Annotated in this window: 3 protein-coding genes; all 3 read left to right on the top strand. The window is 73.3% G+C overall.

Annotated elements, in window-relative coordinates:
* Nucleotides 1–19 precede the first annotated feature (19 nt).
* Entirely contained in the window at nt 20–3,790 is a 3,771-nt protein-coding gene (locus ACZ6CL_RS42230) for a type I polyketide synthase (protein WP_468946724.1), read from the top strand.
* Between the two features lie 48 nt (nt 3,791–3,838).
* Nucleotides 3,839–4,792 (top strand): proline iminopeptidase-family hydrolase, encoded by a 954-nt coding sequence (locus ACZ6CL_RS42235; protein WP_468946726.1) that lies wholly within the window; start codon nt 3,839–3,841, stop codon nt 4,790–4,792.
* Between the two features lie 7 nt (nt 4,793–4,799).
* Nucleotides 4,800–11,128 (top strand): SDR family NAD(P)-dependent oxidoreductase (locus ACZ6CL_RS42240; protein ID WP_468946728.1); only part of this gene is annotated, 6,329 nt, incomplete at its 3' end.

Here is an 11,128-nt window from a genome sequence, read left to right on the forward strand (position 1 = left end):
TTCGCCGTTGATGGATCCGATGCTGGAGGAGTTCCGCAAGGTCGCGGAGAGCGTGGAGTACCGCGAGCCGGTGGTCCGTTTCGTCAAGGATGTGGCGTCGGCGGAGTACTGGGTGGGGCATGTGCGGGAGGCGGTGCGGTTCGCCGACGACGTACGGCAACTCCACGCCGAAGGGGTGACGCGGTTTCTGGAGATCGGGCCGGACGGCATCCTCACCGCCATGGCCCGGCAGACCGCGCCGGACGCCACCACGGCGGCCGCTCTGCGCCGCGACCGTTCCGAGGCCGGGACGCTGCTCACGGCGGTCGCGCAGCTGCACACCACGGGCGCCTCACCCGATTGGGCGGCCCTCTTCGCAGGACGGGGAGCACACCGCGTCGATCTGCCCACCTACGCCTTCCAGCGAAGCCGTTACTGGCTGTCGGAGCCGGTGGCCGGAGCGGGCGGAAACGCGGTGTCCATGGGCCTCAGCGCGCTCGACCACCCGCTGCTGAGCGCCGAAGTGGCGGTGCCGGGCGCTGAGGCGGTGGTGTTCACGGGGCGACTGTCGACGGGCACCCACCCCTGGCTGGCCGACCACACCGTGTTCGGCACCACGCTGCTGCCCGGGACCGCGTACGTCGAACTGGCCCTCCGCGCGGGTGACCAGGTCGGTTGCCGCGTCCTCGAGGAATTGACGCTGCACGCGCCACTGGCCCTGCCCGAGAGCGGCGGTGTGCGGCTGCGGCTGACAGTCGGCGAACCGGACGGCGACACCGGCCGACGCCCGCTCACCCTGCACGCGCAGACCGAGGACACCGACGCGGCGGCGGACTGGACCCTGCACGCCGAGGGTGTACTGGTACCCGAGGACACCACCGCGCCGCCGTCTTTCCGCCACCTGACGCAGTGGCCACCGCCCGAGGCCACGAGAATGGCCACCGACGACGCGTACGAACGCTTCCGGGACGTCGGCTTCGCCTACGGCCCGGCGTTCCAGGGACTCAAGGCGGCCTGGCGGGCCGGCGACGAGACCTTCGCCGAGGTGGCGCTCGGCGACGCGGCCACCGCCGGGCGTTTCGGGCTGCATCCGGCGCTACTGGACTCCGCGCTGCACGCGGTGCTGCTCGGCGCGGGTGATGACGACGCGACGATGTTGCCGTTCGCCTGGAGGGGCGTACGGCTGTACGCCTCCGGCGCCACGGCCGCGCGCGTCCGGCTCACGCCCAAGGGCGGGGGTGCGACGGAACTGCGGATCGCCGACGCCCAGGGGCGGCCCGTGGCCTCCGTGGAGTCGCTGATCGCGCGCAAGGTCACGGCCGAGCACCTCGCACCGACCTCCGCGCAGCCCGCCGACTCCCTCTTCCACGTGGCATGGACGCCCGTCTCCGCCACCGCCACCGCCGAAGCCGATGACTGGACGATGGTCGCCGACCTGGCGGAACTGTCCGACCCGGTGCCCACCACGGTGACGCTGACGCTCCCCGGCGGCACGGGCGACCTCGCCGACGACGTCAGAACGGCCACCGGCGCAACCCTTGGGGCCCTCCAGACCTGGCTCACGGACGAACGGTTCGCCGACCGCAGGCTCACGGTGGTCACCCGTGGTGACGACCTCGCCCACGCGGCCGCGAAGGGCCTGGTCCGCGCCGCCCACGCGGAGGACCCGGAGCGCTTCGCGCTGCTCGACACGGATGGTCACGGTGACCCGGAGACGATCGCGCGCGCCCTCGCCTCCGGCGAACCGGAACTGCGGATCCAGGGTGACGACATCCTCGTACCCCGCCTGGCACGCACCCCCGCCGACCCGGAACGCACCACCGCCTGGGACCAGTTCGGAACCGTGCTGGTCACCGGCGGTACGGGCGGACTCGGCGCCCTCGTCGCCCGCCATCTGGTCGCCGAGCACGGCGTCCGCGACCTGCTGCTGACCAGCCGTCGCGGCATGGGCGCCCACGGCGCGGCCGGGCTCTGCGAGGAGCTGGCCGGCCTCGGCGCGACGGTCGAGATCGCGGCCTGTGACGTGGCGGACCGGGAGGCGCTGAAGGCGCTGCTCGCCGATCGCCCCCTCGGCGCCGTCGTGCACACGGCCGGGGTGCTGGCAGACGGCCTGATCGCCAACCTGACGCCGCACAGCCTCGACCAGGTGCTGCGCCCCAAGGTGAACGGCGCGCTCAACCTGCACGACCTCACCCGCGACCATGACCTGGGCGCCTTCGTGCTGTTCTCGTCGTCGGCGGGGGTGCTCGGCGCGCCCGGCCAGGGCAACTACGCCGCTGCCAACACATTCCTCGACGCGCTCGCCGCACACCGCCACGCCGAAGGGCTGCCCGCGCAGTCCCTCGCCTGGGGGCTCTGGGCGGACACCGGTGGCATGGCGAGCGGCGGTGGGATGGCGAGTGGCCTGAGCGAGGCCGACCTTCGGCGGCTGCGCCGCCAGGGCATGCCCGCGCTGTCGTCGGCCGACGGCCTCGCGCTGTTCGACGCCGCGTCCGCCCGTACCGAACCGGTGCTGGTGCCGATGGGGCTGGACCTGCGGACGCTGCGGACCGGAATCGGTGGCGAACTCCCCATGCTGCTGCGCGGCTTGGTCCCGGCCACCCCACGGCCGACGGCGGCGGCCGCCGATCCTGGGGCGCTGCGGCGCGAACTGGCGGCGATGCCCGCCGAACGGCGGGAGGGAGCGCTGCGCGATCTGGTGCTCAGCCTGGCCGCCGCCGTGCTCGGACACAGCGGCCCCGAGGCGGTCGACCCCGAGCGCGACTTCCTGGAGTCCGGATTCGACTCGCTCACCGCGATGGAACTGCGGACCGCGCTGAACGCCGCCACCGGGCTGAAGCTGCCCGCGATGGCGGTGTTCGACAGCAAGAACCCGGCCCTGCTGGCCCGTCTCGTCGCCGATGAGCTGGAGCGGCTGGCCACCGCCGAACCGCAGACGACGACACAGTCAGAGACGAAGCCGCAAGCAGAGCAGCCGGACGAGACCGCCACCGGCATGTTCCGGCGGGCCGTCCACGCCGGTGACACCTCCGGCGCGCTGGCGCTGATGTCGGCGGTCGCGGCGCTGCGGCCCCGGTTCGCCGCGCCCGGCGACCTCGGCCGCGTACCGCAGGCGGTGCGGCTGGCCGACGGTCCGCGCCGTACCCGGCTGATCTGCCTGGCCACGCCCATGGCGGCCGGTGGGGTGCACCAGCACGCCCGGCTGGGCGCGGAGTTCCGGGACAACCGCCACGTATCGGCGCTCCCGCTGCCCGGATTCGCCCGGGACGAGCCGCTGCCCGCCTCGGCCGAGGCGCTGTCGCGGGTGCTGGCGGACGCCGTCCTGGCGGCGGCCGAGGGCGAGCCGTTCGCGCTGCTCGGCTACTCCTCCGGCGGCATCATCGGCCACGTCCTCGCCCGGCATCTGGAGGAGGTGGCCAAGGTCCCGCCCGCCGGGCTGATCCTGATCGACACCTTCCGCGTCGACGACGACGCGATGAAGGTCGGGTTCGACCAGCTCATGCTGAACGTGCTGGCGATGGAGTCGGCCTTCGGCCCGTACGACGCGGCGCGGCTGTCGGCGATGCCGCACTACTTCGGGGTGCTGGGGGAGTTCGCCCCCGTACGGCTGGCCGTGCCGACTCTGTTCGTCCAGGCCGCCGAGCCGTTCGTCACGCCGCCCGAGGGCGGTGACCCCGCACAGATGCGGGCCCGTCCCTGGGATCCGGAGCACACGCTGCGCACCGTGCCGGGTGACCACTTCTCGCTCGGGCAGAAACACGCCCCGACGACCGCCCGGACCATCGACGAGTGGCTGAGGACACTCGACTGACCCGCGACCGACGCACTGAGCAGGACCCGAACCGAGGTGGTTTGAGACATGGCGCCCACACCCACGCCAACGGCCAAAGGAACCGTCAAAGGAACCGTCCCCTTCCGGGAGTACCGCACCTGGTACCGCGTCACCGGACAGCTGGGATCGGGCCGCCCGGCGCTCGTCGTCGTCCACGGCGGCCCCGGGTCCACGCACGACTATCTGATCCGGCTGGCCGCCTTCGCCGAACACGGCTGGCCCGTGGTGCACTACGACCAGATCGGGAACGGCGGCTCCACCCACCTGCCGGACGCCGACCCCGGTTTCTGGACCCCTCAGCTCTTCCGCGACGAGCTGGACAACCTCCTGCACCGGCTCGGCATCGCCGACAACTACATCCTGTTCGGGCAGTCGTGGGGCGGGATGCTGGCCTCCTGGCACGCCTCCACCCGCCCGGCCGGGCTGCGTGGCCTGGTCGTCGCCAACGCCCCCGCCTCCTATCAGCTGTGGCTGTCGGAGATGGACGTGCTGCGCGCCCAGCTGCCACCCGGTGTGGACGAGACGCTGCGGCGGCACGAGGCGGCGGGCACCACCGACAGCGATGAGTACCTGGAGGCGATGCTCGTCTTCTACAGCCGCCACGTGTGCCGCCTCGACCCGTGGCCGGGCGAACTCATGGCCTCGTACCTGGAGGCCGTCACCGACCCGACGGTGTACCGCACCATGAACGGGCCCAACGAGTTCCATGTCATCGGCACCCTGCGCGACTGGTCGGTGATCGACCATCTGCCCCGCGTCAACGTGCCCACCCTCGTCATCTCGGGCCGCCACGACGAGGCCACCCCGGTCACCGTGCGCCCCTTCCACGACCTCATTCCGAACGCCCGCTGGGAGATCTTCGAAGACTCCAGCCACGCCCCGCACCTCGAAGAACCGGAACGCTTCACCGAGGTGCTCGGCACATTCCTGAACACGGTCGGCGCGCCCGGCGCGCGGACCACGACGCTGAGCGGAGGCTGAGACGACGGTGGAAGCCAAGGTCGAGGAGATCGTCGAGGCGCTGCGCGGCTCGCTCGTCGAGAACGAGCGGCTGCGGCGGGACAACGAGAGCCTGCGCGCCGCCGCGCACGCCGCCGCCGAACCCGTCGCGATCATCGGCATGGCCTGCCGTTTCCCCGGCGGTGTCGGCTCCCCGGAGGAGCTGTGGGAGCTGGTCGCCGAGGGCCGCGACGCCATCGGCCCGTTCCCCGGCGACCGTGGCTGGGACGTGAGCGCCCTGTACGACCCGGAGCCCGGAAAGCCCGGCAAGAGCTACGTGCGCCACGGCGGTTTCCTGTACGACGCCGCCGACTTCGACCCCGAGTTCTTCGGCATCAGCCCGCGCGAGGCCCTCACCATGGACCCGCAGCAACGGCTGCTGCTGGAGATCACCTGGGAGGCGCTGGAACGGGCGGGCCTCGACCCGGCGGCGCTGCGCGGCAGCCGCACCGGTGTCTTCGCCGGCGCGATGTACCACGACTACGGCATCACCAGCAGCGACGGCAGCCTGGTGTCCGGACGGGTCGCCTACACCCTCGGCTTCGAAGGCCCGGCGGTCACCGTCGACACCGCCTGCTCGTCGTCGCTGGTGGCGTTGCAGTGGGCGGCGCAGGCGCTGCGTACGGGGGAGTGCGCGCTGGCGCTGGCCGGGGGCGTCAGCGTGATGGCCACGCCCGAGACGTTCATCGAGTTCAGCGAGCAGCGCGGGCTCTCCCCCGATGGCCGCTGCCGCTCGTTCGCCGCGTCCGCCGATGGCACCGGCTGGGGCGAGGGCGCGGGCGTCCTGCTGCTGGAGAAGCTGTCCGACGCCCGCCGCCACGGCCACCCCGTGCTGGCCGTGGTACGCGGCTCGGCGGTCAACCAGGACGGCGCGTCCAACGGCTTCAGCGCCCCCAACGGCCCCTCCCAGCGCCGTGTCATCCAGCAGGCGCTGTCCTCGGCCGGGCTGACGCCCGCCGATGTCGACGCCATGGAGGGGCACGGCACCGGGACCTCGCTCGGCGACCCGATCGAGGCGCAGGCGCTGCTCGCCACGTACGGACAAGGCCGCTCCGACGACCTGCCCCTGTGGCTGGGGTCCATCAAGTCGAACATCGGCCACTCCCAGGCCGCCGCTGGAGTCGCGGGCGTCATCAAGATGGTCGAGGCCATCCGGCACGGCACGCTGCCGAAGACACTGCACATCGACGCGGCGACACCACAGGTGGACTGGGACGCCGGACACGTACGCCTCCTCACCGAGGCCCGCGCGTGGCCCGACACCGGCCGTCCGCGCCGCGCGGCGGTGTCCTCGTTCGGCGTCAGCGGCACCAACGCCCACGTCATCATCGAACAGGCGGACACCGACCCCCCTGAGCCCGCTGAGCGGCCCTCGGCACCTGGCGTCCCCGTGCCGCTGCCCCTGTCCGCCCGCACCACGACCGCCCTGCGCGTCCAAGCCCGGCAACTGGCCGACCACCTGCGGACCCGGCTCGGCCTGGACCCCGTGGACCTGGGGTTCTCCCTCGCCACCGGCCGTGCCGCACTGACCCGCCGCGCCGTCGTCATCGGCCACGACCGCGAAGAACTCCTCGCCGAGCTGACCGCGCTGGCGGACACTTCCGACGATGTGCACCTGGGCGGCGTCGCCCGGCCGACCGGGCTGACCGCCTTCCTATTCACCGGACAGGGCAGCCAGCGCCTCGGCATGGGCCGGGAGCTGCACGCGGCGTTCCCCGTCTTCGCGCGCGCCTTCGACGAGGTGTGCGCCGCGCTGGATCCCGCCGTACGCGAGGCGATGTGGGGCGACGAGGAGGCGCTGCGCCGCACCGAGTTCACCCAGCCCGCCATCTTCGCGCTCGAAGTGGCGCTGTTCCGGCTGCTGGAATCCTGGGGCGTGCGGCCCGACTTCGTCACCGGCCACTCCATCGGTGAGCTGGCCGCCGCCCATGTGGCCGGGGTGTTCTCCCTCGCCGACGCGGCCCGGCTCATCACCGCGCGGGCCCAGCTGATGGGCGCGCTGCCGCCCGGCGGCGCGATGGTGGCCGTGGAAGCCACGCCGGACGAGGTGGCCCCGCTGCTCGGCGAGGGTGTCGGTATCGCCGCCGTCAACGGCCCGTCCTCGGTGGTGCTCTCCGGCACCGAGGACGGCGTCGAGGCAGCCGTCGCGACGGCCGTCGAACGGTTCGGCGCCCGCAGGACCAACCGTCTGACCGTCTCGCACGCCTTCCACTCGCCCCTGATGGACCCGATGCTGGATGAGTTCCGCCGCGTCGCCGAGTCCGTCACGTATGCCGAGCCACGCATCCACGTCATGGCGGATGGTGAGGTCACCACCGCCGACCACTGGGTGCGGCACGTCCGCGACACGGTCCGCTTCGCCGACGCGGTGGCCCGGCTGGAGGCCGAAGGTGTCACCCGCTACGTGGAGTTGGGACCCGACGGCGTGCTCACCGCCATGGCCCGGCCGTGCCTCACCACCACCGCCGACACCGCCGTGCTCGTCCCGGTGCTGCGCCGCCGCGACCCCGAGCCCGTCGCCGCGCTCACCGCCCTCGGTCACCTGCACACGGCGGGCCTGCGCGTCGACTGGACGGGCGTGTTCGACGGCCGTGACGCCCGGCGTGTCGACCTGCCCACCTACCCCTTCCAGCGCGCCCGCTACTGGCTCGACAAGAGCGGCCACGGCGGTGACGTCACCTCCGCGGGCCTCGACCGGCCCGACCACCCGCTGCTCGGCGCGATGGTGCGGCTGCCCGGCTCGGACGGTGTGGTGTTCACCGGACGACTGGCCACCGGAGCCCACCCCTGGCTGTCCGACCACACCGTGCTCGGCTCCGTGCTGCTGCCCGGCACCGCGTACGTGGAGCTGGCTGTACGAGCGGGTGACCAGGTGGGATGTGGTCGCGTCGAGGAACTCACCCTGGGCGCGCCGCTGATCCTGCCCGAACACGGCGGCGTCCACCTCCAGGTCGCCGTCGACGCGCCCGACGCGTCCGGCCGCCGCCCGGTGACGGTGTACTCCCGTGCCGACGACGCCCCGCTCGACCGCGAATGGATCCAGCACGCCGGGGGGATCCTGGCCCCTGATGCCGGTGAACCGGCCACCGACCTCGCCGCGTGGCCACCGCGTGACGCCGAACCCCTAGCCGTCGAAGGGCTCTACGAACGGCTCGACTACGGGCCCGCGTTCCGTGGGCTGCGTACGGCGTGGCGGCGCGGCGACGAGGTGTTCGCCGAGGTCGCCCTCCCGGCAGGCGTCGACGCCGGACGCTTCGGCCTCCATCCCGCCCTGCTCGACTCGGCGTTGCACGCGCTCGACCTGGCGGCGGACGACGGCGCGACCGTCCTTCCGTTCTCCTGGTCGGACGTCACCCTGCACACCGAAGGCGCCACGGCCGCACGGGTCCGGCTGCGCCCCCGGGGCGACGAGACCGTGTCGCTGGAGCTGGCCGACGCCATGGGACGGCCCGTGGCCTCGGTCGGCTCGCTGACCCTGCGGCCCGTCACCTCGGACGGTCTCACCCTCGCGCCGGCCCAGGTCACCGATGCCCTCTTCCGCGCCGAGTGGGTCCCGGCCACCGGCGGTCGGTCGTCCGCCGATGACGCCGAGGTGGCCGTTCACCACTGCCCGCCGACGACCGGCGACACGCCGTCCGGGGTGCGCGCGGTGCTGGGCGGTGCGCTGGAAGCGGTGCAGACGGCGGTGGACAGCGACGCCACGCTCGTCGTCGTCACCAACGGCGCGATCGACGGCTCCGACCTCGGCCACGCCGCCGTACGGGGACTCGTACGCGCCGCCGCGAACGAGAACCCCGGCCGCTTCGTCCTCGTCGACACCGACGCCCCGATCGACCCCCGTTCCCTCCTGGAGACCGGCGAGCCCGAACTGAGCGTCCGTGGCGGCGAGGTGCTGGTGCCCCGGCTGGCCAGGGTGGCGCTCGCTCCGGACGCCCCCGTCTGGGACACGGAACGCACGGTGCTGATCACCGGTGGGACCGGCGCCCTCGGCGCGGCCGTCGCCCGCCACCTCGTCACCCGGCACGGGGTGCGGCGGCTGCTGCTGACCAGCCGCCGTGGCCCGGAGGCGCCGGGTGCGGCCGAGCTGGCCGAGGAGCTGGCTGGGCTGGGCGCCGAGGCCGAGGTCGCGGCGTGCGATGTGGCCGACCGCGACGCTCTGGCCACGCTGCTCGACGGCCGGTCCATCGGCGGGGTCGTCCACGCGGCGGGCGTGCTGGACGACGGCGTGATCCCCTCGCTGACACCCGGCCGCGTCGACCACGTCCTGCGCCCGAAGGCGGACGCGGCATGGCATCTCCACGAACTCACCCGCGACCTGGAGCTGACCGCGTTCGTGCTCTTCTCGTCCGTCGCGGGCGTCCTCGGCGCTCCCGGACAGGGCAACTACGCGGCCGCCAACACCTTCCTCGACGCCCTCGCGCACCACCGCCACGCGCACGGGCTTCCCGCGCTGTCGCTGGCCTGGGGCCCATGGGCCGGAGACGGCATGGCGGACGGTCTCGCCCAGGCGGGCCTGCGCACCCTGGCACCGGAAGAGGGCCTGGCGCTGCTCGATGCCGCCGCCGGTGGCCCGGACCCCGCGCTGGTGCCCGCCCGGTTCGACCTGACGGCCTTCGACACGCCCCCGCCGCTGCTGCACGGCCTCGTTCGCGGCGGCCGGTCGCGCCGCGTCGCCGACGCCACCGCGTCCGCCACCGGAGCGCTGCGGCAGCGACTGGCCGCACTCACCGGCGACGAACGCGCCGACGAACTCCTCGGCCTCGTCCGCTCCCAGGCCGCCACCGTCCTCCGCAGCGCCGGAGCCGAGGCCATCGACCCCGAACGGGCCTTCCGCGACCTCGGCTTCGACTCCCTCACCGCGATCGACCTGCGTAACCTCCTGGGCGCCGCCACCGGACTCCGGCTGCCCGCCACCCTCGTCTTCGACTACCCGACCCCACGCGAGCTGGCCCGCCACCTGCTGGACGAGCTGTCCGGTGTGGTGGAGGAGATCTCCGCCGCACAGGTCGTGACATCGGCGGACGACGAGCCGATCGCCATCGTCGCGATGGCGTGCCGCTATCCGGGCGGGGTGGATTCGCCCGAGGGGCTGTGGCGGCTGGTCGACGGGGGCGTGGACGCGATCTCGGAGTTTCCGGCCGACCGTGGCTGGGGTGTCGAGGACATCTACGACCCCGAGCCCGGCAAGCCCGGCAAGACCTATGTGCGCGACGGCGGGTTCCTGCACGACGCTGCGGAGTTCGACGCGGACTTCTTCGGCATCAGCCCCCGCGAGGCCCGCGACATGGACCCGCAGCAGCGACTGCTGCTCGAAGTGTCGTGGGAGGCGCTGGAACGCGCCGGGATCGACCCGGTCACGTTGAAGGGCACCCCGACCGGGGTGTTCGCAGGGGCCATGTACCACGACTACTCCGGCGGTACCGGCGGCGGCAGCCTCGTCTCCGGCCGGGTGGCCTACACCCTCGGCCTCGAAGGCCCCGCGGTGACCGTGGACACGGCGTGCTCATCGTCGCTGGTGGCCCTGCACTGGGCGGCCCAGGCGCTGCGTACCGGCGACTGCACGCTCGCCCTCGTCGGGGGCGCGACCGTCATGGGAACGCCGCAGTCGTTCATCGACTTCAGCGAACAACGCGGTCTGGCCGCCGACGGCCGCTGCAAGTCCTTCTCGTCCTCCACGGACGGCACCGGGTGGGGCGAAGGGGTGGGCATGCTGCTGGTCGAGCGGCTGTCGGACGCCCGCCGCAACGGCCACCCGGTGCTGGCTGTCGTCCGGGGCAGCGCCCTCAACCAGGACGGCGCCAGCAACGGCATCTCGGCCCCGAACGGTCCGTCGCAACAACGCGTCATCCGGCAGGCGCTGGCGAACGCGGGCCTGTCGGCGGGCGATGTGGACGCGGTCGAGGCGCACGGTACGGGGACGACGCTGGGCGATCCGATCGAGGCGCAGGCGCTGCTGGCGACGTACGGGCAGGACCGCGCCGAGCCGCTGTGGCTGGGGTCGATCAAGTCCAACATGGGCCACACCCAGGCCGCGGCCGGGGTGGCGGGCATCATCAAGATGGTGCAGGCGCTGCGGCATGGTGTGTTGCCGAGAACGCTGCACGTCGAGGAGCCGACGCCGCAGGTGGACTGGTCGGCGGGCAACGTCCGGCTGCTGACCGAGCCCAGGGCGTGGCCGCGCGGCGAGCGCCCGCGCCGCGCGGGTATCTCGTCTTTCGGCATCAGCGGGACGAACGCCCATGTGATCGTCGAGGAGGCGCCACCGGTCGAGGACGAGCCCGGGGAACGCCATGAACTCCCGGTGGCGCCCATCGTCGT

The organism is Streptomyces sp. NPDC041200 (genome assembly GCF_055591805.1).